Origin of the sequence: Pseudomonas sp. 7P_10.2_Bac1, assembly GCF_025465935.1 — a bacterium.
Classification (GTDB): domain Bacteria; phylum Pseudomonadota; class Gammaproteobacteria; order Pseudomonadales; family Pseudomonadaceae; genus Aquipseudomonas.
In genome coordinates this window covers 1-20,947 of record NZ_JANLNV010000063.1, presented here as the reverse complement: position 1 = coordinate 20,947, position 20,947 = coordinate 1, and the positions used below count along the sequence as shown (strand labels likewise).

At 58.6% G+C, this 20,947-nt stretch carries 19 protein-coding genes; 5 read left to right on the top strand and 14 right to left on the bottom strand.

The features are described 5' to 3' along the window. Positions 1–317: 317 nt before the first annotated feature. The 7 genes from NTD86_RS13220 to trxA all read right to left on the bottom strand — a co-directional run bounded on the left by NTD86_RS13220 (position 318) and on the right by trxA (position 6,597). Positions 318–722, bottom strand: coding sequence for a flagellar basal body-associated protein FliL (locus NTD86_RS13220; protein ID WP_262202872.1), 405 nt, complete (start codon positions 720–722; stop codon positions 318–320). A 94-nt stretch (positions 723–816) separates the two neighbouring features. Next, complete coding sequence (locus NTD86_RS13215) at positions 817–1,182, bottom strand: hypothetical protein (RefSeq protein ID WP_262202870.1); 366 nt, start codon at positions 1,180–1,182, stop codon at positions 817–819. Between the two features lie 194 nt (positions 1,183–1,376). After that, a complete protein-coding gene (locus NTD86_RS13210; protein WP_410016978.1) occupies positions 1,377–2,036 on the bottom strand; it encodes a gamma-glutamylcyclotransferase in 660 nt (219 codons plus the stop codon). A 159-nt stretch (positions 2,037–2,195) separates the two neighbouring features. Further along, positions 2,196–3,164, bottom strand: a complete 969-nt coding sequence (locus NTD86_RS13205) for a CDP-6-deoxy-delta-3,4-glucoseen reductase (RefSeq protein WP_262202868.1) — start codon at positions 3,162–3,164, stop codon at positions 2,196–2,198. Further along, positions 3,164–4,630 (bottom strand): 4-hydroxy-3-polyprenylbenzoate decarboxylase, encoded by a 1,467-nt coding sequence (gene ubiD / locus NTD86_RS13200; RefSeq protein WP_262202867.1) that lies wholly within the window; start codon positions 4,628–4,630, stop codon positions 3,164–3,166. Before ubiD ends, NTD86_RS13205 begins: the two co-directional genes overlap by 1 nt. A 144-nt stretch (positions 4,631–4,774) precedes the next feature. Continuing rightward, positions 4,775–6,034, bottom strand: a complete 1,260-nt coding sequence (gene rho / locus NTD86_RS13195; protein WP_048366890.1) for a transcription termination factor Rho — start codon at positions 6,032–6,034, stop codon at positions 4,775–4,777. 233 nt (positions 6,035–6,267) lie between these two features. Continuing rightward, positions 6,268–6,597, bottom strand: a complete 330-nt coding sequence (trxA, locus tag NTD86_RS13190; RefSeq protein WP_003206727.1) for a thioredoxin TrxA — start codon at positions 6,595–6,597, stop codon at positions 6,268–6,270. 347 nt (positions 6,598–6,944) lie between these two features. Here trxA and ppx point away from each other — a divergent pair, with 347 nt between their 5' ends. Continuing rightward, a complete protein-coding gene (gene ppx, locus NTD86_RS13185) occupies positions 6,945–8,447 on the top strand; it encodes an exopolyphosphatase (RefSeq protein WP_262202865.1) in 1,503 nt (500 codons plus the stop codon). An 87-nt stretch (positions 8,448–8,534) separates the two neighbouring features. Here ppx and ppk1 read toward each other — a convergent pair whose 3' ends face one another. Then, positions 8,535–10,769, bottom strand: coding sequence for a polyphosphate kinase 1 (gene ppk1 / locus NTD86_RS13180; RefSeq protein ID WP_262202863.1), 2,235 nt, complete (start codon positions 10,767–10,769; stop codon positions 8,535–8,537). Positions 10,770–11,220: 451 nt separating this feature from the next. Here ppk1 and NTD86_RS13175 point away from each other — a divergent pair, with 451 nt between their 5' ends. Continuing rightward, positions 11,221–11,838: a DedA family protein gene (locus tag NTD86_RS13175; protein ID WP_262202862.1), complete on the top strand. Its 618-nt coding sequence runs from the start codon at positions 11,221–11,223 to the stop codon at positions 11,836–11,838. Positions 11,839–11,969: 131 nt separating this feature from the next. Next, entirely contained in the window at positions 11,970–12,635 is a 666-nt protein-coding gene (gene elbB / locus NTD86_RS13170) for an isoprenoid biosynthesis glyoxalase ElbB (RefSeq protein ID WP_262202861.1), read from the top strand. Here elbB and NTD86_RS13165 read toward each other — a convergent pair whose 3' ends face one another. The 5 genes from NTD86_RS13165 to NTD86_RS13145 form a co-directional block, all read right to left on the bottom strand. Next, a complete protein-coding gene (locus NTD86_RS13165) occupies positions 12,636–13,088 on the bottom strand; it encodes a YaiI/YqxD family protein (RefSeq protein WP_262202859.1) in 453 nt (150 codons plus the stop codon). It abuts the gene before it with no gap. Positions 13,089–13,174: 86 nt separating this feature from the next. Continuing rightward, positions 13,175–15,073 carry a cytochrome c/FTR1 family iron permease gene (locus tag NTD86_RS13160; protein ID WP_262202858.1) on the bottom strand — a complete coding sequence of 633 codons (1,899 nt, stop codon included), beginning with the start codon at positions 15,071–15,073 and terminating at the stop codon, positions 13,175–13,177. Positions 15,074–15,139: 66 nt separating this feature from the next. Beyond that, entirely contained in the window at positions 15,140–15,772 is a 633-nt protein-coding gene (locus NTD86_RS13155; RefSeq protein WP_262202857.1) for a LysE family transporter, read from the bottom strand. Positions 15,773–15,937: 165 nt separating this feature from the next. Beyond that, complete coding sequence (locus NTD86_RS13150) at positions 15,938–16,495, bottom strand: mechanosensitive ion channel family protein (protein WP_262202855.1); 558 nt, start codon at positions 16,493–16,495, stop codon at positions 15,938–15,940. Further along, positions 16,495–18,405, bottom strand: a complete 1,911-nt coding sequence (locus NTD86_RS13145) for an ATP-binding cassette domain-containing protein (RefSeq protein ID WP_262202854.1) — start codon at positions 18,403–18,405, stop codon at positions 16,495–16,497. The genes NTD86_RS13150 and NTD86_RS13145 overlap by 1 nt, the downstream gene beginning before the upstream one ends. Positions 18,406–18,455: 50 nt before the next feature. On the opposite strand from NTD86_RS13145, the gene NTD86_RS13140 reads away from it, so the two are divergent. Next, a complete protein-coding gene (locus NTD86_RS13140) occupies positions 18,456–18,920 on the top strand; it encodes a TIGR02444 family protein (protein WP_262202853.1) in 465 nt (154 codons plus the stop codon). On the opposite strand, the gene NTD86_RS13135 is transcribed toward NTD86_RS13140, so the two are convergent. Then, entirely contained in the window at positions 18,917–19,948 is a 1,032-nt protein-coding gene (locus tag NTD86_RS13135) for an AlgP family protein (RefSeq protein WP_262202851.1), read from the bottom strand. The two genes, NTD86_RS13140 and NTD86_RS13135, sit on opposite strands and share 4 nt — an antisense overlap. Before the next feature lie 337 nt (positions 19,949–20,285). On the opposite strand from NTD86_RS13135, the gene NTD86_RS13130 reads away from it, so the two are divergent. Next, entirely contained in the window at positions 20,286–20,861 is a 576-nt protein-coding gene (locus NTD86_RS13130) for an FKBP-type peptidyl-prolyl cis-trans isomerase (RefSeq protein ID WP_410016980.1), read from the top strand. Positions 20,862–20,947: the final 86 nt, after the last annotated feature.

The window sequence follows — 20,947 nt, the reverse complement described above, 5'->3', positions numbered from 1 at the left end:
GAGAGCGGGCTGATTGGGGGATGTTCAAGATTTTGGCGATCTGAAAGCACTGCGCAGAATCCAAAACCGCCCCCGGCAAGCTCCCTCTGCACAGGGAGAGCGGACTGATTGGGGGATGCTCAAGATTTTTGGCGATCTGAAAGCACTGCGCAGAATCCAAAACCGCCTCCGGCAAGCTCCCTCTGCACAGGGAGAGCGGACTGATTGGGGGATGCTCAAGATTTTGGCGATCTGAAAGCACTGCGCAGAATCCAAAACCGCCCCCGGCAAGCTCCCTCTCCCTCCGGGAGAGGGCTGGGGTGAGGGGCTTTTAGCGTTTACTGAACAATCAAATTGTTGAACAGCAAATCATCCACCATCGGCTTGCCCGTCTCGTCCGTCATCACTTGCTGTACCTGCTTCAGCGCTTGCTGGCGCACTTTCTCTTTGGCTTCGACACTGCCCAGGCTGTCGCTGGTTTGCTGAGTAAACAAACCCACCAACTGATTACGGATCAACGGATCATTGGCCTTGACCGCCTTCGCGGCCTCGTCACTGGACACACGCAGCGAAATATCCGCCTTGTAAACCTTGAGCTTCGGGCTGCCGTCCAGCCCGTAGTTACCCACAAACGGCGGGGTCATGGTGATATAGCTGACCTTACCAGCGCCCTCTTCAGCCTCTTCGGCCACCGCCGTCATCGGCAAGGCCAACGCCAGCATCAATACAATCCACGCTTTCACAATTCACTCCTGTGCACGGTCTGGGGTGCAAGCATACGGGGGCCGCTTAGCGACCTGTCTATCGTTATCGGCCAGCACGCTAAAAGCCGTAGGTTTACTCGCTTTTAATCTCCATGCCGCCGGCTACCAGCAAGGCTTTGACGCTGGGCGGCATCAGGTCGACAACCCTGCGAGAGATCCTTCGTTGACAGGTTTTCGCGACTTTTAGCATGCCTTGGGAAAGGTCATACAAACCCACCACCAAAGACTCATTGTCGTACTTATCTGCAATAAACCCGTCAACGAGTCGCGTTTCGGTGATCCGAAACACTGGCAAATTCGCCAGCGGCATAGTCGGCCCACTGCGCACATACTTGTTAACGTCGCGGTTGAGTTGCAGGCAGGTGGCGGTCGTAATATCGAGCGTCAAATCGTCCTCTACAGCGCGAGCTTGCTCCTCAAATTCAAATTTAAAGGGCACGAAGACTACTAACTCCTGGGGGTTTTCTCCGCTTAGCGGCCGACTTGCGAACCGCCACTCGCCAATAACCTTGAGAGCCGCGCCAGCAAAAAGGAAAGAATGATAGGAAGGTGTAAGCCCATATCTCAGCCCATGGGCTCCGATCCAGCCGTGGGATCGCTCCGATTAACCGGACAGATGTTGCAATCTATTACTTACGACTTGCCCAGTACACAGCGCTTGAGCCGCGCTTCCAGGTTGCGGTCCGGCATGGCATGACTACGCAACGCGCTGATGGTCTGTTCAACATAGTCGCGGGTAGTACCGTAGCGCCCGCTGGCGCTGGCCAGTACCTGGCTGAGTACACCGTCTGGCAGGTTGCCCGCGTAGCTGGGCAAATGCCGCTCCAGCACAAAGCCAAGCGCCTGGACCTGGCTGCCATCTTCCAGGCGGCACGCCAGCCAGTGCGGTCGATAGGAGGGCACGGGCATTTCTCGACGCCACAACGCATTGAGCGCTGCATCGAGGTTTTCCTCAGGCAAGCGATAGGCAAAGCCACTGCACGAACCGCCCCGATCGAGGCCGAATACCAGCCCCGGTAATTGCGGGGTGCCACGATGCTCGTGAGACCACAAATATAAGCCGCGATGGTAGCCGTACACACGCCCCCGCACGCGCTCGACCGCCGTGCATTCGGGGCGCCAGATCAGGGAGCCATAAGCAAACAGCCAGACCGGTCCACCTCGATGGCACGCCATGGTGGCCTGCAAGGATTGCTGAAGTTGTTCTGGGGACAAAGGCGCCCCAAGATCGAGTCGCGGCGGGTAAATCACGTTTGAACAAGCTGATTCAGAAACAGTTATTACAGAAGGCATGGAGTCCTACAGGCATTACATGCGGCGCACTAGAAAATAACGTTATGAATCTTATAGCAGTAAAAATGAAATGACCCGCGCGGCAAGACGTATGGCCAGACAGAAATAGGTGGTCGCTGCCGTCAGGCTACGATGGGCTGCGGCAGCAGCCCTGAGAAATCAAGGCCGGGGGGCGTAGGCAAATACGTCGGCGCGCATCTGGTGCGCATCCATGCCCGCGTCGACCAGCGCATCCAACGTGCCATAGATCATCGCGGGCGAGCCACTGGCATACACCGAGACCGTGCTGAGGTCTCTGATGTCTTCACACACGGCCTCATGCAACAGCCCGCAGCGCCCCTCCCAACCGCATAAATCACTGACGACTTTATGCAAGAACAGGTTAGGAATCTGCTGCCAGGCGTCCCACTCTTCCAACGCATAAAAGTCATCCGGACGACGCACACCCCAGTACAAATGCACCGGATGCGCGAAACCTTTCGCACGGCAGTGTTCGATCAGGCTGTGCATTTGTGCCATGCCGGTGCCCGCCGCAATCAACACCAGCGGGCCGTTCGGCAACTCAGACAAATGCGTGTCCCCAAACGGCAACTCCAGGCGGATCATTTGGTTGCGTTGCAGTTGTTCGATCAGGTTGCGTGCGCTGTCTTCACGCACCAACACGTGCAACTCAAGGTCGCGACCCGAGTGCGGCGCGCTGGCCAGCGAAAATGCCGATTTCTCGCCATTCTCACGCTCCAGCATCACGTATTGCCCAGCGTGATAACGCGGTACCTTGCCCGCGGGCGCACGCAAACGCACGCGCCACACATCACCACCCACCTCGACACACTCAGTCAACTGACAGGCCAAGCTACGCACCGGTAATTCTCCCAACGCCAGAACGCCATCCCACAACACCACGCAGTCTTCCAGTGGCGCCGCCAGGCAGGTATACACCTCGCCATGATCACGCACTTCGCCCGCCTGCTCCACTTGCCCTTCAACCAGCAAGGCGGCGCACACGTGGCAATTACCATTGCGACAGCTTTGCGGGCATTCATAGCCCAGGCGCTGCGCCGCATCCAGAATCCGTTCGCCAGGCAAGGTGTCCAATACGGCGCCTGAAGGCTGCAAGGTTACGCGCATCAATCTATTCCTAATTGATTCCAGATTTCATCGACACGGCGGGTGACCGCCTCATCCTTGACGATGACCCGACCCCACTCGCGCGAGGTCTCGCCTGGCCATTTGTTGGTTGCATCGAGCCCCATCTTCGACCCAAGCCCGGAAATCGGCGAGGCAAAATCAAGATAGTCGATGGGCGTGTTGTCAATCATCACGGTATCGCGCTTGGGGTCCATGCGCGTGGTGATGGCCCAGATCACGTCGTTCCAGTCACGGGCGTTGATGTCGTCGTCGGTGACGATAACGAACTTGGTGTACATGAACTGGCGCAAAAACGACCACACACCCAGCATGACCCGCTTGGCATGCCCCGGGTACTGTTTCTTCATGGTCACGACGGCCATGCGGTACGAGCAGCCTTCCGGCGGCAGGTAGAAATCGGTGATTTCCGGAAACTGCTTTTGCAGGATCGGCACAAACACTTCGTTGAGCGCTACACCCAGGATAGCCGGCTCATCCGGTGGACGGCCGGTGTAGGTGCTGTGGTAAATCGGCTTGGTCCGATGAGTGATGCGCTCGACGGTGAACACCGGGAAGCTGTCGACTTCGTTGTAGTAACCGGTGTGGTCGCCGTACGGGCCTTCCGGGGCCATTTCACCGGGGTGAATCACGCCCTCGAGGATGATTTCAGCGGTGGCCGGCACTTGCAGGTCGTTGCCACGGCACTTCACCAGCTCGGTGCGGTTGCCCCGCAGCAACCCCGCAAAGGCATATTCGGACAAGCTGTCTGGCACGGGAGTTACAGCGCCCAGAATGGTGGCCGGGTCGGCACCCAGCGCCACTGACACCGGGAACGGTTTGCCCGGGTGTTTTTCACACCACTCACGGTAGTCCAGCGCACCGCCACGATGGCTCAACCAGCGCATGATGACTTTGTTACGGCCAATCACCTGTTGGCGATAGATACCCAGGTTCTGGCGATCCTTGTTCGGGCCCTTGGTGACGGTCAGGCCCCAGGTAATCAGCGGCGCCACGTCACCCGGCCAGCAATGCTGGACCGGCAGCAGGCCAAGGTCGACGTCGTCGCCTTCGATCACCACTTCCTGGCACACCGCGTCTTTAACGACTTTCGGGGCCATGGAAATGATCTTGCGGAAGATCGGCAGTTTGGACCACGCGTCTTTCAGACCTTTAGGCGGCTCCGGTTCTTTCAGAAACGCCAGCAGCTTGCCAATTTCACGCAGCTCAGTGACCGAGTCAGCGCCCATGCCCAAGGCGACGCGCTCAGGCGTTCCGAACAGGTTGCCGAGCACAGGAATAGCGTGACCCACCGGGTTTTCAAACAGTAAAGCCGGGCCTTTGGCGCGCAACGTGCGGTCGCAGATTTCGGTCATTTCCAGCTTGGGAGACACCGGCACCTGGATGCGCTTGAGTTCGCCGCGCTGTTCCAGGCCGCTGATAAAGTCACGTAAGTCGCGGTACTGCATGCTTGAGCCTCATGTTGGCCGTGGCGTTGGGGCAACGAGTGTAGCGCCCAAGCCGCGTGTTCAGAAGGGAGAGCTGCCCAAAATCAAGAAAGGTCAGACAGCAAAAAGCCGGGTTTCCCCGGCTCTTGCCTGGCTTCCGGTGATTTACTTGCGCTTCATCGACAGGAAGAACTCATCGTTGGTCTTGGTCTGCTTCAGCTTGTCGATCAAGAACTCGATGGCTGCGACTTCATCCATCGGGTGCAACAGCTTGCGCAGGATCCACATGCGTTGCAACTCGTCATCAGCGGTCAGCAACTCTTCGCGGCGGGTGCCGGAACGGTTGATGTTGATCGCCGGGAAGACGCGTTTTTCAGCGATTTTACGGTCCAGGGGCAGTTCCATGTTGCCGGTACCCTTGAACTCTTCGTAGATCACTTCGTCCATCTTCGAGCCGGTTTCAACCAGCGCGGTAGCGATGATGGTCAGCGAGCCGCCCTCTTCGATGTTACGCGCAGCACCGAAGAAACGTTTTGGCTTCTCCAGGGCGTGGGCATCAACACCACCGGTCAGCACCTTGCCGGAGCTCGGGATCACGGTGTTGTAGGCACGAGCCAGACGGGTGATGGAGTCGAGCAGGATCACCACGTCTTTTTTGTGCTCAACCAGGCGCTTGGCCTTCTCGATCACCATTTCAGCCACTTGCACGTGGCGGGTTGGCGGCTCGTCGAAGGTCGAGGCAACCACTTCGCCACGCACGGTGCGCTGCATTTCGGTCACTTCTTCCGGACGCTCGTCGATCAGCAGAACGATCAGGTGCACTTCCGGGTTGTTGCGCGAGATGTTCGACGCAATATTCTGCAGCATGATGGTCTTGCCCGCTTTCGGCGGAGCAACGATCAGACCGCGCTGGCCTTTACCGATCGGGGCGCACAGGTCGATCACACGACCGGTCAGGTCTTCAGTGGAACCGTTACCGATTTCCATCTTCATGCGTACATTCGGGAACAGCGGGGTCAAGTTCTCGAAGAGAATCTTGTTTTTCGCGTTCTCTGGACGATCGAAGTTGATCGTGTCGACTTTCAACAGCGCGAAATAACGCTCGCCTTCTTTTGGCGGACGGATTTTACCGACGATGGTGTCGCCAGTGCGCAGGTTGAAACGTCGAATCTGGCTAGGCGAGACGTAGATATCGTCCGGGCCGGCCAAGTAAGAGGCGTCAGCAGAGCGGAGGAAGCCGAAGCCGTCCTGGAGGATCTCCAGCACGCCATCACCGGAGATTTCCTCGCCGCTTTTCGCGTGCTTTTTCAGCAGGGAGAAAATCACGTCCTGCTTGCGCGAACGGGCCATATTTTCTATGCCCATCTGTTCGGCCAATTCGAGCAGTTCGGTAATCGGCTTTTGCTTGAGTTCAGTCAGGTTCATATAGGAATGACGTAATCATTTATGGAGGGGGAAATTAAGCTTTTGGCTTAATGAGGCCGCGCCGCAGAGAAGGCGACAGGATCGCGTACTAATTCGATAAGGAGTGCGTCGGCGACGGCTTGCAGGGGGCAGTGGAGAAACCAGTGCGGGGCCGAATGTACCACTTGAGTTTCATAGCGTCTAGTCCTTGAGCCATGAAAAAGCCCCGCAATTTGCGGGGCTTTTAATAACGCTTAGATATTGGCGTCGAGGAACGCAGCCAACTGCGACTTCGACAGCGCACCCACCTTGGTGGCTTCAACGTTGCCGTTCTTGAACAGCATCAGGGTTGGAATACCACGAACGCCGTGCTTTGCAGGGGTTTCCTGGTTTTCATCAATGTTCAGCTTGGCAACAGTCAGCTTGCCTTTGTAAGTCTCGGCGATCTCATCCAGGACGGGCGCGATCATTTTGCAAGGGCCACACCATTCAGCCCAGTAATCGACCAGTACAGCGCCTTCAGCCTTGAGAACATCGGCCTCAAAGCTAGCGTCGCTAACGTGTTTAATAAGATCGCTGCTCATGGAAGTCTCCGTGGTTGTAAGCAAAAACGTAGCACATCATAGCCGTCATCACCGCGTTCAGGAAGGTGACGGATGATTGTCTATTACTATGGCTACACATGAGTGCGGGTATCACCCGGCCCCACCTGCGGACCCCACGCGGGCCGTGCATGGCCCTTGAGCGAGCGAAAATGCGCTTTTACAGGGCGAATGTGACAGGAAATAGATCACACAAATAAATACAGGTTGTCCGCGAACAGCTAACGTCATCTGTTACCTGCTCCATATCAATGCAGGTGACATCACGCGTTGGCGCGAGCGTTTGATCGTGGCACGATGGCAAAGTTATCGACCGAGACCCCTCAACCATGCCCCAATCAAAAAGCAAGAATCCATCCCTGATCGCCGCTATAGACCTGGGTTCTAACAGCTTTCATATGGTGGTGGCGAAAGCCCAGAACGGTGAAATCCGTATTCTTGAACGCCTTGGCGATAAGGTGCAGCTTGCTGCCGGTATCGACGAAGAACGCCACCTCAACGAAGAGTCCATGCAGCGTGGGCTTGATTGCTTGAAGCGTTTTGCGCAACTGATCAATGGCATGCCATTGGGCGCCGTGCGCATCGTAGGTACCAACGCCTTGCGTGAAGCACGCAACCGCAACGAATTTATCGTGCGCGCAGAACAGATTCTGGGCCACACCGTAGAAGTCATTTCCGGACGTGAAGAAGCGCGCCTGATCTATCTGGGCGTCTCGCACACCCTCGCCGACACCCCGGGCAAGCGCCTGGTGGCCGACATTGGCGGCGGCAGTACTGAATTCATCATTGGTCAACGTTTTGAGCCCCTGTTGCGCGAAAGCCTGCAAATGGGCTGCGTCAGCTTTACTCAGCGCTATTTCCGCGACGGCAAGATCACCCCGGCACGTTACGCCCAGGCATACACCGCCGCGCGCCTTGAACTCATGAGCATTGAGCACGCGCTGCACCGCCTGACCTGGGATGAAGCCATCGGCTCCTCCGGCACCATTCGCGCCATTGGTCTGGCAATCAAGGCCGGCGGCCACGGTGCCGGTGAAGTCAATGCCGAAGGCCTGGCCTGGCTCAAGCGCAAGCTGTTCAAGCTGGGTGAGGTGGACAAGATCGACTTCGAAGGCATCAAACCTGACCGCCGCGCGATTTTCCCGGCAGGCCTGGCGATTCTTGAAGCCATTTTTGACGCCCTTGAACTGCAACGCATGGACCACTGCGACGGCGCTCTGCGTGAAGGCGTGCTGTACGACCTGCTGGGCCGCCATCATCACGAAGACGTGCGCGAGCGTACTCTCAGCTCGCTGATGGAGCGTTACCACGTTGATCTTGAGCAAGCCGCACGGGTTGAACGCAAAGCCCTGCGAGCATTTGATCAAGTCGCCAAATCGTGGGAGCTCGAAGACGGCGTGTGGCGCGAACTGCTGAGCTGGGCGGCCAAGGTGCATGAAGTCGGGCTGGACATCGCCCACTATCACTACCACAAGCACGGCGCTTACCTGATCGAGCACTCTGACCTTGCCGGCTTCTCACGCGAAGACCAGCAAATGCTGGCGCTGCTGGTACGCGGTCATCGCCGTAACATTCCAAAAGACAAGTTCGCTGAATTTGGCGCTGAAGGCATCAAGCTGATTCGCCTGTGCGTGCTGCTGCGTTTTGCGATTTTGTTCTACCACATCCGTGGCAACCAGGAAGCGTCACAGGTAAAGCTGCGAGCTGAAGGCGACCAGCTTGAGGTGATCTTCGCTGAAGGCTGGCTGGAACAGAACCCGCTGACCCAAGCCGACTTCGAACAGGAAGCTCAATGGCTGACGCGCGTCGGGATAGTGCTGACTATTTCGTAAGGCTTACCACATTGTAGGAGCGAGCTTGCCTCGCGATCTTTTCAGATTCAAAAGATCGCGAGACGAGCTCGCTCCTACAGGGGCGATTTACACCGACGGGCCGGTGCTGACGGTCAATACCGGCAGGCTCAGGCGCTCAAGCAGGGTCGCCTGGGCACTGCGCGGGTTCTGGTTGCCGGTCGGCGTGTTGCGCACGTATCGGCCGTCAGACTGCAGGCTCCAGCTCTGGGTGTTGTCGGTCAGGTAGCTTTCCAGCTCCTTCTTGACCCGCAGAATCAGCTTTTTACCCTCAACCGGGAAGCACGTCTCGACACGTTTATCGAGGTTGCGCTCCATCCAGTCAGCACTCGACAGGAACATCTGTTCTTCGCCGCCATTGAGGAAATAGAAGACCCGCGTGTGCTCCAGGAAGCGGCCAATGATCGAGCGCACGTGGATATTGTGCGACACGCCAGGAATCCCCGGACGCAGGCAGCACATGCCTCGCACCACCAGATCAATGCGCACGCCGGACTGGCTGGCCTTGTACAGCGCCCGAATGATTTTCGGGTCGGTCAGCGAGTTGAACTTGGCAATGATGTGCGCAGGCTTGCCGTCCAGCGCGAATTGCGTTTCGCGGGCAATCATGTCGAGCATGCCCTTCTTCAGGGTAAACGGCGCATGCAGGAGCTTCTTCATGCGCAGGGTTTTACCCATGCCGATCAGTTGGCTGAACAACTTGCCCACGTCTTCGCACAGCGCATCATCCGACGTCAGCAAGCTGTAGTCGGTGTACAGGCGCGCGTTGCCGGCATGGTAGTTACCGGTACCCAAGTGTGCGTAACGCACGATCTCGCCTGCTTCACGACGCAGAATCAACATCATCTTGGCGTGAGTCTTGAAGCCCACCACGCCGTAGATCACCACCGCACCGGCTGCTTGCAGGCGGCTGGCCAGTTGCAGGTTGGACTCTTCGTCAAACCGCGCACGCAATTCGATCACCGCGGTCACTTCTTTACCGTTACGCGCGGCATCGACCAGCGCATCGACGATTTCCGAGTTGGCGCCGCTGCGATACAGCGTTTGGCGTACGGCCAGTACATGCGGGTCTTTGGCCGCCTGACGCAGTAAATCGACCACCGGGGTAAACGACTCAAACGGGTGCAGCAGCAAGATGTCTTGTTTGCTGACCACGCTGAAAATGTTCTCGCTGTTCTGCAACAGCTTCGGAATGGCCGGGGTAAACGGCGTGTATTGCAGTTCCGGGTGGCTGTCCAGGCCAGTAATGCTGAACAGACGCGTGAGGTTCACCGGGCCATTGACCTGATACAACTCGGTCTCTTGCAGGTTGAACTGCTTGAGCAGGTAGTCCGACAGGTGTTTCGGGCAGGTGTCGGCCACTTCCAGACGCACCGCATCGCCGTAGCGACGGGAGAACAACTCGCCGCGCAGGGCACGGGCCAAGTCTTCTACATCTTCAGTGTCAACTGCCAGGTCGGCGTTTCGGGTCAGGCGGAACTGGTAGCAGCCCTTGACCTTCATGCCCTGGAACAGGTCATCGGCGTGTGCGTGGATCATCGACGACAGGAACACATAGTTGTCGCCCGGGCCGCCCACCTCTTCAGGCACCTTGATGACACGTGGCAACAAACGCGGGGCCGGAATGATCGCCAGACCCGAATCACGGCCAAAGGCGTCAATACCTTCCAGTTCGACGATGAAGTTGAGGCTCTTGTTGACCAGCAGCGGGAACGGGTGCGTCGGATCGAGGCCGATTGGGGTGATGATCGGCGCGATTTCGTCGCGGAAGAACTTGCGCACCCAAACCTTGATCTTGGTGTTCCAGTAACGGCGACGGATAAAGCGCACCTGATGCTTTTCAAGCTCGGGCAACAGAATATCGTTGAGGATCGCGTACTGGCGATCAACATGGCCGTGTACCAGCTCGCTGATCCGGGCCAGTGCCTGGTGAGGCTGCAAGCCGTCGGCACCCGCCTGTTCACGGGCGAAGGTAATTTGTTTCTTCAGGCCAGCCACGCGGATTTCGAAGAACTCGTCCAGGTTGCTGGAAAAAATCAGCAGGAACTTCAACCGCTCAAGCAGCGGGTAGGACTCATCCAGCGCTTGCTCCAGCACCCGGATGTTGAATTGCAGTTGCGACAGTTCGCGGTGGATATACAGACTGCTGTCATCCAAGCCCGGAATGGCAATCGTTGGCGCCGCCGCTGGCGTCTCAGACGCAGCAGGTGCGTGAGCTTCAGGTACGGGCGGGGTTTCAGTGGCCTGCTCAACAATGGGCTCAGCCTCAGTAGCAACGAGTTCTGTCTGTCCTTCGGTATTCATTGAATGTTCCTGTAAGAGCGGGTTTGACTCTCGTGACCGTTTAGCGGCGCGTGCAATCAAGCTGCCAGAATGCCACCAACGCCCATGGGTTTAAACCGCTCATAGGCGCTTTATGCGGGCTGGAGCCCATTAGAGGGCGTTTTACCAAATTTGTTCTGCTACGCCGTATGTGTCGCCGCTACCGCCGACTGCGATGAGCACCGAAGGGCCTTCGCTTTAAAAACAAGGCTGCCAAACAACCCGTCGAAGCCTGCGTCAGCGGCTCTACATTTTTAAATGCGTCGCGCGCGACCGTTATAGCAAAGCGTCATGAATGCTAGATGACAAACACTATGATGTAGGTCAAATACTTAAGATTTGTAGGAATTGTTCATGAGAAGACACAGTTCGATACTTTCCTGAATGTCCCTTAAGGCGTAGGCTGCGCGTTCATTTCTCCAGCATCCAGACAATGCTCCAACAATTTCTTCAAGAATTCGGCTACTTCGCCCTGTTTCTAGGGACGTTTTTTGAAGGTGAGACCATCCTGGTTCTCGCAGGCTTCTTGGCGTTCCGCGGATACATGGATCTTAAACTGGTCATGATCGTGGCGTTCTTCGGCAGTTATGCCGGCGACCAGCTGTGGTACTTCCTGGGGCGCAGACACGGCCGCAAATTGTTGGCGCGCAAGCCGCGCTGGCAACTCATGGGCGACAAGGCGCTGGAGCATATCCGCAGGCACCCGGACATCTGGGTCTTGAGCTTCCGCTTTGTGTATGGCCTACGCACGGTGATGCCGGTAGCCATTGGTCTTTCCGGCTACCCGCCGGGTCGCTACCTGTTGCTCAACGGCATTGGTGCCGCCATCTGGGCAATTGCCCTGGCCACCGCCGCGTACCATTTTGGTGCCGTGCTGGAAGGGCTTTTGGGCAGCGTCAAAAAGTACGAGTTGTGGGTACTGGGCGCCTTGCTGGTACTGGGCGGATGCCTGTGGCTTCGCCGTCGCTTCAAGAATGCGCGCCAGGCCAAGCAGACCGCCCTCGACGAAAAAAACAAAGCCGCTGAAGTGAACACCCCTCCAGCGGAATAAGCCGGTTTCTGCGCTCGCAGAAACCCTCTCCCCGGGCGCTGTGCCGCAGCGCCTGCGTGATCGCGGGAACCTCCCTATGGCATCAGGTGCCGAATAAGGAGACAGTAACGCCACGAACAAGGAGACCTACCATGACCACCAAAAACATTGCCGTCATTCTTTCCGGCTGTGGCGTCTATGACGGCACCGAAATCCACGAAAGCGTCATCACCCTGCTGCGCCTCAGTCAGCGCGGCGCGCACGTGCAATGCTTTGCACCGAACATTGCGCAACTGCACGTCATCAACCACCTGACCGGCGAGGAAATGCCCGAATCGCGCAATGTGCTGGTCGAGTCGGCGCGTATCGCCCGTGGCGAGGTCAAGGACATTCGTGAAGCCAAGGTTGCGGACTTTGACGCGCTGATCGTGCCAGGCGGGTTTGGCGCCGCCAAAAACCTCTCGAGCTTTGCCACCGAAGGGGCCGCGTGCAGCGTTCAGCCGGACGTCCTGGCCTTGGCCGAAGCCTTTGCCGAAGCAGGCAAGCCCGTCGGTTTGATGTGCATTTCGCCGGCCATCGCCGCCAAGATCTACGGCCCCGGCGTGACCTGCACCATCGGTAAAGACCCTGATACCGCAGCAGCGGTGGATAAAATGGGCGGCACCCACGAAGAATGCGAAGTGTCTGACATTGTCGAAGACAAAGCCCGCAAGCTGGTCAGCACCCCGGCGTACATGCTGGCCAAGAACATCAGTGAAGCCGCGTCAGGCATCAACAAGATGGTCGACCGCGTTCTGGAGCTGACCCAAGAAGCGTAATCAGCCCCGCGCCAGGCGGGTCAACATCCGGTCCAGCGCATTGGCGAACGCCTGCTTGTCGCGTTCGCCATAGGCGCCCTGCCCGCCGCCTACCTGCCCTTGCTCACGCAGATCGGTAAACAGGTTGCGCACTGCCAGCCGCTCGCCCATGTTGTTCGCATCAAACTCTTTGCCACGCGGGTCCAACGCGGCCACACCCTTCTTGACCAGCCGGTCAGCCAGCGGCACATCGCTGCAAATCACCAACTCGCCGGGCACAGCGTGCTCCACCAAGTAGTCATCCGCCGCATCCGGGCCACTGGGCACCACAATCAATTTGACCAAGGTATACGAGGGCTTGACCTGACTCTGCCCCGCCACCAGCACCACCTCAAACTGACGCTTGAGCGCGAATTTGATGACCTGATCCTTCGCAGCCTTGGGGCAAGCGTCGGCGTCGATCCAGACACGCATGGGGTAACTCCTTAAGTCCTGAACAAAACACAGTGGGAGCGGACTTGCATCGCGAGCAAGCCCGCTTCCACAGCAGGTAAAGCTATTTAAGAAGCCTGTTCCCGACGTTTTTCAGCCAGCCGGCTGCGGCTGTAGAGCACGATGATCGCCAGGATCGCTACCGCTTGGGCACTTAGCGAGTAGGCGTCTGCGTGGATGCCCAGCCAGTCGAATTCGAAGAACGGCACAGGTCGCGTCCCGAAAACCCCGGCTTCTTGCAGCGCTTTCACACCATGCCCGGCGAAGACAACTGACAGCGCACACAGCAAGGCGGCATTGATACCGAAGAACACGCCCAGTGGCAATTTGGCCGAGCCGCGCAGGATGATCCACGCCAGGCCGATCAACAGCACCAGCGCCGTGGCGCCGCCTGCCAGTACGGCGTCATGCCCAGCCGGGCCCGCTTGCAGCCACAGAGTTTCGTAGAACAGGATTACTTCGAACAGTTCGCGATACACCGAGAAGAACGCCAGTACCGCAAACCCAAAACGCCCGCCGCCGCTGACCAGGCTGCTTTTAATGTAGTCCTGCCAAGCGTCGGCGTGGCGGCGATCGTGCATCCACACGCCCAGCCACAACACCATGACGCTGGCAAACAACGCAGTGCAACCTTCCAGCAGCTCACGCTGCGCCCCGCTCACATCAATCACATAGGCAGCCAGCGCCCAGGTGGCCAAGCCCGCCAGCAACGCCAGGCCCCAGCCGATGTTGACGCTGCGCACTGCCGACTGCTGCCCAGTGTTGCGCAGAAAAGCGAGGATGGCAGCCAACACCAGGATGGCCTCCAGACCCTCACGCAGCAAAATCAACAGCCCCGACACATAGCTCAAAGACCAGCTCAGACCGTCGCTGCCCAGTAACCCGGCGGATTCTTTGAGCAAGGCTTTGGCTGCATCCAGACGCTGTTCAACCTGCTCGATGGGCAAACCGTCCTGTAACGATTGCCGATAGGCCATCAGCGCTTTTTCGGTGGTTTTACGCACGCTGCTGTCAACGTTGTCCAGCGAGCTTTCGACCAGTTCAAAACCTTCCAGATAAGCCGCTACAGACAGATCGTAGGCTTGCTCGCGATCACCTTCGCGGTAGGCTTCGAGGCTTTTGTCCAGGGTCTGGCTGGTGTAATCGAGCAACTGTGCGGGGCCGCGCTTGACCTGTGGTGGCTGCGCCCGCTGGGCACGGAACGTGGCGGCTGCCTGCGGGCCTTCTGCAGCCAGGATTTCACCCGGCGTCTGACGGGCCAATTCGGCGAGGTCGTAGGTTTTGTCGGCTTTAGCCGCCGCCGGATCAGCACTCAGGCCCGCCACATAGGTGGCCAGGTCCCAACGCTGGCGGTCATCCAATTGGTCGGCAAAGGCCGGCATGTCGGTGCCTTCAACGCCCAGCCCCAGCGTGTTGAAAATCGCGTAGAGGCTCAGGCGATCGGTACGCTCGGCATCGCGCAGGTTGGCCGGTGGCGGGGTCATGCCCATGCTGGCCGGGCCGTCACCGGCGCCGGTTGCGCCGTGGCACACCGAACAATGCAGGGCATACAGCGGCTCGCCGCGAGTAGGATCAGGGGTAATGACCGGCGCTTGGCTGACCTCGTAGGCGACGGCCAGTTTGGCGCCCAACTGCCGCGCTTCACGGGCGACACTGACACCGTCCTGGCGCTGCTCGATGGCCGCTTGCAGGGCGTCGACGCCTTGTGCCAACTCCGCGCGCTCAGGGCGCTCTGGCAAGTCAGCAATCAGGCCCTTGAGGACCGTCAGGAACTCCAGTTGCTCGTGATACTCGGTTTCATCGATGACTTTGCCGTCTTCGACCGTAGGCGGATAGTCCGCACCGATGTAGTCAATAAGGTGCAACGCTTGGGCAGCACCTTCTGGGGAATTGGCTGAAACAGCAAGGCTGCACAACGCGAGCACTGGCACCATCAGCCAGGCCAAACAGCGCGATCGGGCGATCATTAATACATCCAGGCGGAAATGAAAAGTGACATATTGTTCACTTCCGAGGATCGCGACTCAAGATTTTTAGGTTGTCGCGCGGTGCAACGTCGCCAAGAACCCGGCGGCGCCCACGAACAGACCGGCAAAGGTGCGATTGAGGCGGCGCTGCTGTTTAGGGGTGCGCAGCAAGCGCAACACCTTGGACGCCAGGCCGGTGTAGCCAGCCATGACAATCAGATCGACAGCGATCATGGTTACGCCCAATGTCAGGTATTGGCTCACCAACGGTGCGTTCGGGTCGACAAACTGCGGCAGCACCGCAAGCATGAAGACCAGCGCCTTGGGGTTGCTGACGTTCACCAGAAAGCCACGAAACACCAGCGCCAGCGGTTTGCCGATAGGGCGGATCGCCGAGTCATCGCTGAGATCGGACGGCAAGGCACGCCATTGTTTAACGGCGAGGTAGACGAGATAGGCAACACCAAACCATTTGATCGCGTAGAAAGCCGTGGACGAGGCGGCGAGGATGGCACCGACACCGGCGGCGACAATGAAGATTTGCAAGGCCAGACCCAGTTGCAGACCCAATGCATTCCAGTAGCCGCGCCAGAAGCCGTATTGCAGGCCACACGACATCGAAGCAATGGCGCCCGCGCCTGGAGACAGGCTGATCACCCAACACGCCGCAAAGAAGGCCAACCACGTTTCCAACGACATCGCACACCTCGGACAAATACTGTAACAAGTCCTTAAGCTAATGCGCTGGCTGAAAATTAACCAGATATTTTTGCGGACAGTGCGTGTAGGGGCGAGCTTGTCTCGCGATCTTTTTTAAACTCAATAGATCGCGAGGCAAGCTCTCTCCTACACAGGGATGGGTGTTTACAGGTCGCCTTCGCGCCAACGGCGTACGGAGCGCTGGAAGAACAGGCTGTTGGGGACTTGCACCATGCTGCTACCGCTTCCGGTTTCAGCAGGCTCTACCAAGGTGGTGTAGAGCAGGTTGATGGCAACGACGCGGCCTTTGACGCCCGGCTTGTCGAGGGTGTCGAGTAGTTCCACGACGTCGCCAATGCGAAACGGCCCAACGGTGAAGATCAGCACCGCACACAGCAGGTTGGACAGCACGCTCCACATGGCGAAGAAGGCAATCGCCGCCACCGCCACAAACCCCGAAAGCGCCGTCCACAACACCGTGGCCGAGACACCCAGGCGTTCGAGGACGAAGATCAGCGCGCTGCCCATGATGAACCAGCGCAACCCGCCTCGCAGCGGCAACAGCAGCTGCGGCGGCAAAGGGTAACGCTCGCCCATGCGAGTCAGAAAACGCGCAACCCCGCGCTGCAGGAAGTACCCGGCCAGCAGAATCAGCAAGATCTGCACGCCAATCCACAGCGGTGCAATCAACTCGGCCGGTACGGGTAAGTTGAGCGATTCCATCAGGACAGGGCTTCCAGTTCGGCTTGCAAGGTCTCAAGCACTTCCAGGGCCTCCATCCAGCGTTCTTCGAGCTGGCCTTCAAGCACTTTGAGTTTGGCCTGATCGGCCAGCAACTCTCGTAGCTCGTCTTTGCGCGCCGCCTCGTAAACCCCGCTGTCACCGAGGCTGGCTTCGATCTTGGCGAGTTTTTCAGTGACCTTGCCCAACTCGCCTTCCAGCTTGTCGGCTTCACGCTTGTGCGGTGCCAACTGTTGACGCAACGCCGCGGCCGCCTGACGCTGAGCCTTTTTATCGGTCTTGTCCGGGTTGATCACGGTGTTGCTCACTGGCGCGTTGCGCAGACGGTAATCCGCCAACCAGCGGGCATAGTCGTCGAGGTCGCCATCGAACTCCTGCACTTTGCCATCGGCCACCAGCAAAAATTCATCGGTGGTGCTTTTGAGCAAATGACGATCGTGAGACACCACCAGTACCGCACCACTGAACTCTTGCAGCGCCATGGTCAGGGCCAGGCGCATTTCGAGGTCCAGGTGGTTGGTCGGTTCGTCGAGCAGCAACAGGTTCGGACGCTCCCACGCGATCAGCGCGAGGGCCAGACGGGCTTTTTCGCCGCCCGAGAAGTTCAGTACCGGCTCGTCGATGCGCGCCCCGCGGAAGTCGAAACCACCGAGGAAGTCACGCAGGGTTTGCTCACGCTCGGCCGGCGCCAGGCGCTGCAGATGCAGCAACGGGCTGGCCTTGGAGTCCAGCGAGTCGAGCTGATGCTGGGCGAAATAACCGACTGCCAGGTTTTCGCCACGGGCCAGGCGCCCCGACAGCGGCGCCAGTTCACCTGCCAGGTTTTTGATCAAGGTCGACTTACCGGCACCGTTCGGGCCGAGCAAGCCGATGCGGGCACCCGGAACCAGCTGCAGTTTGACCTTCTCAAGGATGGTTTTGTCGCCATAACCCAAGCGCGCTTCGGACAAATCGAGCAACGGGCTGGAAAGCTTGACCGCTTCACGGAACACGAAGTTGAACGGTGAGTCGACATGAGCCGCGCTCAGTTCTTCCATGCGTTCAAGGGCCTTGATCCGGCTCTGCGCCTGACGGGCCTTGGTGGCCTGAGCCTTGAAGCGGGCGATGTAGCTTTCCATGTGCGCACGTTGCGCTTGCTGTTTCTCGTAGGCCTGTTGCTGCTGGGCCAGACGCTCGGCGCGGGCACGTTCAAATGCACTGTAACCCCCGCGATAGAGGGTGATTTTGCGCTGTTCGACGTGGGCAATGTTATCAACCACGGCGTCGAGGAAATCCCGGTCGTGGGAGATCAACAACATGGTGCCGGGGTAACTTTTGAGGAAATCTTCGAGCCACAGAATGGCGTCGAGGTCCAAGTGGTTGGTCGGTTCATCGAGCAACAACAGATCGGACGGGCACATCAGGGCCTGGGCCAGGTTGAGGCGCATCCGCCAGCCGCCCGAGAAGTCGGCCACCGGGCGGTCCATTTGTTCGTTGGTAAACCCCAGCCCGGCGAGCATTTTGCGCGCACGGGCATCGGCGGTGTAGCCATCGGCGCTGTCCAGCTCGGCATGCCAGCGCGCCAGCGCAGCACCGTCCTGGGCGGCTTCGGCCTGCGCCAGATTGGCTTGAACTTCGCGCAAACGCTGGTCACCATCGAGCACATAGTCGATCGCAATGCGATCGAGCGTGTCGATTTCCTGGCGCATGTGGGCGATCCGCCAGTCGGCTGGGAGCAGACAATCCCCGGAATCAGGCGTCAACTCACCCAGCAGCAAGGCGAACAAAGTGGATTTACCGGCGCCATTGGCGCCGACCAAACCGGCTTTGTGGCCGGCGTGCAGGGTCAGCTCGGCGTCTTCTAGCAGACGCTGAGGGCCACGCTGTAAAGTCAGGTTCTGAAGTCGGATCATAATGGCCGCGGAGTCTACCAGCTTCCCTCTCAACTGGCGCGAATTGCACTATGCAGACCGATCTGTGGAATTACTGTTTGAAGGTCTATGCCCTGCCCGGCATTGAGCACGCCTGTTTGAGCCTGCAAAGCCAGGGCCTGGATGTCTGCCTGCTGCTCTGTGCGGCCTGGCTTGAGCACCGAAGGGTCGCCTGCGACGAGGCGCGTTTTGAAAGCCTCAAGGCGTGCGCCGAGCCTTGGCAACGCGATGTCGTGCAGCCTTTGCGCCGATTACGCACGCAATGGCGCGAAGCGGCCATGCATGATGACGAACTGTCAGCGTTGCGCGGGCTGATCAAGGGGCTGGAGTTGGAGGCAGAACGGACGCTATTGCGACGTTTGGAAGCCGCAAGCCAAAACTGGTTGCCCACTCAATCGAACGAACATTGCGATTGGCTGAACACAATGATCAGCGGTGTGGAACACCCTGATCACGGCGCGCTGCAAACGCTGCGCGCCGCAATCAACCCAGCTTAAGAGCCGCTGGTAGGGGTTGTCGCCGGTGTTGCAGGTGTCGTCGGAGCTGGCGATGCAGCCGGTGTTGCAGCTGTTGGCGCGGTTGCGGACGTGGCGGGAGCCGCCGCAGGCTTGGCCGCGGGCTTGGCCGCGGGCTTGGCCGCGGGCTTGGCGGCCGCAGGCTTTCTCACGGCAGGTTTGGCAGCCGGTTTTACGGCCGGTTTGGCCGCAGGCTTGGCTGGCGCTTTGGCCGCAGTGCTGGCGGGTTTCGCAGCAGGCTTGGCCGCAGGTTTGGCAACTGCTGGCTTGGCGGCGGGTTTGGCTGCGGCGGTTCTGGCGGTCGGCTTGGCCGCTGCTGTGGCAGGCGCTTTGGTGGCCGCCGGTTTAGCGGCAGCGGGTTTGGCAGCCGTCGGTTTGGCAGCCGGTTTTGCGGCGCCAGTGCGAGCAGCCGGCTTGGCGGCAGGCGCTTTTGCAGCGGCTGGTTTGGCGGCCGGTGCTTTAGCAGCAGGTTTTGACGCGGTGGTTTTAGCGGCTGGCTTGGCTGCAGCGGCTGGCGCTTTGGCCGGAGCCTTGGCAGCGGTTTTTGCTGGTGCCTTGGCGGCCACAGGGGCTTTAGCGGCCGGTTTTTTAGCAGCGGCTGGCTTGGCAGTCCGAGCGGTCAGAGCCTTGCCTACCGCTTCCTTGACCCGGCCAATGCCTTGGGCCAGTTTCAGGCTTTCTTGAGCATCACGCTTGAGTTGCTGGATATAAGCGCGAGTCTCGGTTTGACGTTCTTTGAGCGAGTCGAGCAGTTGCTCAAGCTCTTTAACAGAAGACTTGGCCTTGGCTTGTGCCTTGGACTTGCCTGCATGCGCAGCTGCTTGCAGCTTTTCACGCGACTTGTGCAGTTTTTCCTGGGCTTTGCCACGCTGTTTTTCCAGCTTGGCGAGCAGCTTCTCAGCATCAGCCAGCGCTTGGGAACAGGCGCTTTCCAAATGCTCAAGCAGGCTGCCTGAGAGTTGTTGGAGCAAGTGCAACGGCGTATTAACAGACTTCTCGTTGGCCGACATGGTTTACCTCCTGGCTGAAGTGAGTGCGGCTCATACTAGACCTCTGCAAGAACCGCCGCTAGGTCATGTTGACACTAACGATAGCAGGGGGTTGCATAGCACCGGAAAACTTGTGCCAGATCAGTTTTCATCGATGCAGTCCGTTAAATTGTGTGGCCGCTGCAACGTCTATTAAAGCTTCAAATAATTCCGCCCGAAAATTCCCGCCCGCACAGGCATAATCGCTCGCACTTAAGACCGGAGAGTGCTCATGCCGCGTTCCCTTTTACTGACCTTGTTGTGCGTTGCCTGTTCGGCCCATGCAGCACCGGCACAAAGCCCGCAAGCCGCGCATGACCTGGCCTACAGCTTGGGTGCGAGCCTTGGCGAGCGTTTGCGCGACGAAGTGCCAGACCTGCAACTCCAAGCGTTGATCGACGGTCTGCGCAGCGCCTATCAAGGCAAGCCGTTGGCGCTGACAGATGAGCGTATCGAGCAAATTCTCACGGCGCACCAAGCGCAGATCGACGCCGAGCCCGCTCACCCGCAAAGCGAAGTTGCACTGAATGCCGAGCGTGATTTTTTATCGAAAGAAAAACACAAAGCGGGCGTCCGCGAGTTGGGCAACGGTATTTTGGCGACTGAACTCAAGACAGGGGCCGGGGCAAAACCCGATGCTCAGGGCTCGGTGTACGTCAACTATGTCGGACGCTTGCCTGACGGCACGATTTTCGACCAGAGCACGCAGCCACAATGGTTTCGCCTGGACAGTGTGATCAATGGGTGGCGTCTGGCGCTGGCGCAGATGCCAACTGGTTCAACATGGCGGCTGGTGATACCGTCCAATCAGGCGTATGGGGCTGATGGCGCGGGGGATTTGATTGCGCCTTACACGCCGCTGGTGTTTGAAATCGAGTTGCTGAAGGTGCAGTAAGACAAATATCTGTAGGAGCGAGCTTGCCTCGCGATCTTTTCAAAGGTCAAAAGATCGCGAGGCAAGCTCGCTCCTACACGATTTTC

What these genes read in the sequence shown, in the direction of transcription:
- trxA (WP_003206727.1), bottom strand. Translation starts at nt 6,597, where the DNA reads ATGAGCAGCGATCTTATTAAACACGTTAGCGACGCTAGCTTTGAGGCC.
- ubiD (WP_262202867.1), bottom strand. Translation starts at nt 4,630, where the DNA reads ATGCAGTACCGCGACTTACGTGACTTTATCAGCGGCCTGGAACAGCGC.
- NTD86_RS13145 (WP_262202854.1), bottom strand. Translation starts at nt 18,405, where the DNA reads ATGATCCGACTTCAGAACCTGACTTTACAGCGTGGCCCTCAGCGTCTG.
- rho (WP_048366890.1), bottom strand. Translation starts at nt 6,034, where the DNA reads ATGAACCTGACTGAACTCAAGCAAAAGCCGATTACCGAACTGCTCGAA.
- NTD86_RS13205 (WP_262202868.1), bottom strand. Translation starts at nt 3,164, where the DNA reads ATGCGCGTAACCTTGCAGCCTTCAGGCGCCGTATTGGACACCTTGCCT.
- NTD86_RS13210 (WP_410016978.1), bottom strand. Translation starts at nt 2,036, where the DNA reads ATGCCTTCTGTAATAACTGTTTCTGAATCAGCTTGTTCAAACGTGATT.
- NTD86_RS13155 (WP_262202857.1), bottom strand. Translation starts at nt 15,772, where the DNA reads ATGTCGTTGGAAACGTGGTTGGCCTTCTTTGCGGCGTGTTGGGTGATC.
- elbB (WP_262202861.1), top strand. Translation starts at nt 11,970, where the DNA reads ATGACCACCAAAAACATTGCCGTCATTCTTTCCGGCTGTGGCGTCTAT.
- NTD86_RS13150 (WP_262202855.1), bottom strand. Translation starts at nt 16,495, where the DNA reads ATGGAATCGCTCAACTTACCCGTACCGGCCGAGTTGATTGCACCGCTG.
- ppx (WP_262202865.1), top strand. Translation starts at nt 6,945, where the DNA reads ATGCCCCAATCAAAAAGCAAGAATCCATCCCTGATCGCCGCTATAGAC.
- ppk1 (WP_262202863.1), bottom strand. Translation starts at nt 10,769, where the DNA reads ATGAATACCGAAGGACAGACAGAACTCGTTGCTACTGAGGCTGAGCCC.
- NTD86_RS13160 (WP_262202858.1), bottom strand. Translation starts at nt 15,073, where the DNA reads ATGATCGCCCGATCGCGCTGTTTGGCCTGGCTGATGGTGCCAGTGCTC.
- NTD86_RS13135 (WP_262202851.1), bottom strand. Translation starts at nt 19,948, where the DNA reads ATGTCGGCCAACGAGAAGTCTGTTAATACGCCGTTGCACTTGCTCCAA.
- NTD86_RS13175 (WP_262202862.1), top strand. Translation starts at nt 11,221, where the DNA reads ATGCTCCAACAATTTCTTCAAGAATTCGGCTACTTCGCCCTGTTTCTA.
- NTD86_RS13140 (WP_262202853.1), top strand. Translation starts at nt 18,456, where the DNA reads ATGCAGACCGATCTGTGGAATTACTGTTTGAAGGTCTATGCCCTGCCC.
- NTD86_RS13165 (WP_262202859.1), bottom strand. Translation starts at nt 13,088, where the DNA reads ATGCGTGTCTGGATCGACGCCGACGCTTGCCCCAAGGCTGCGAAGGAT.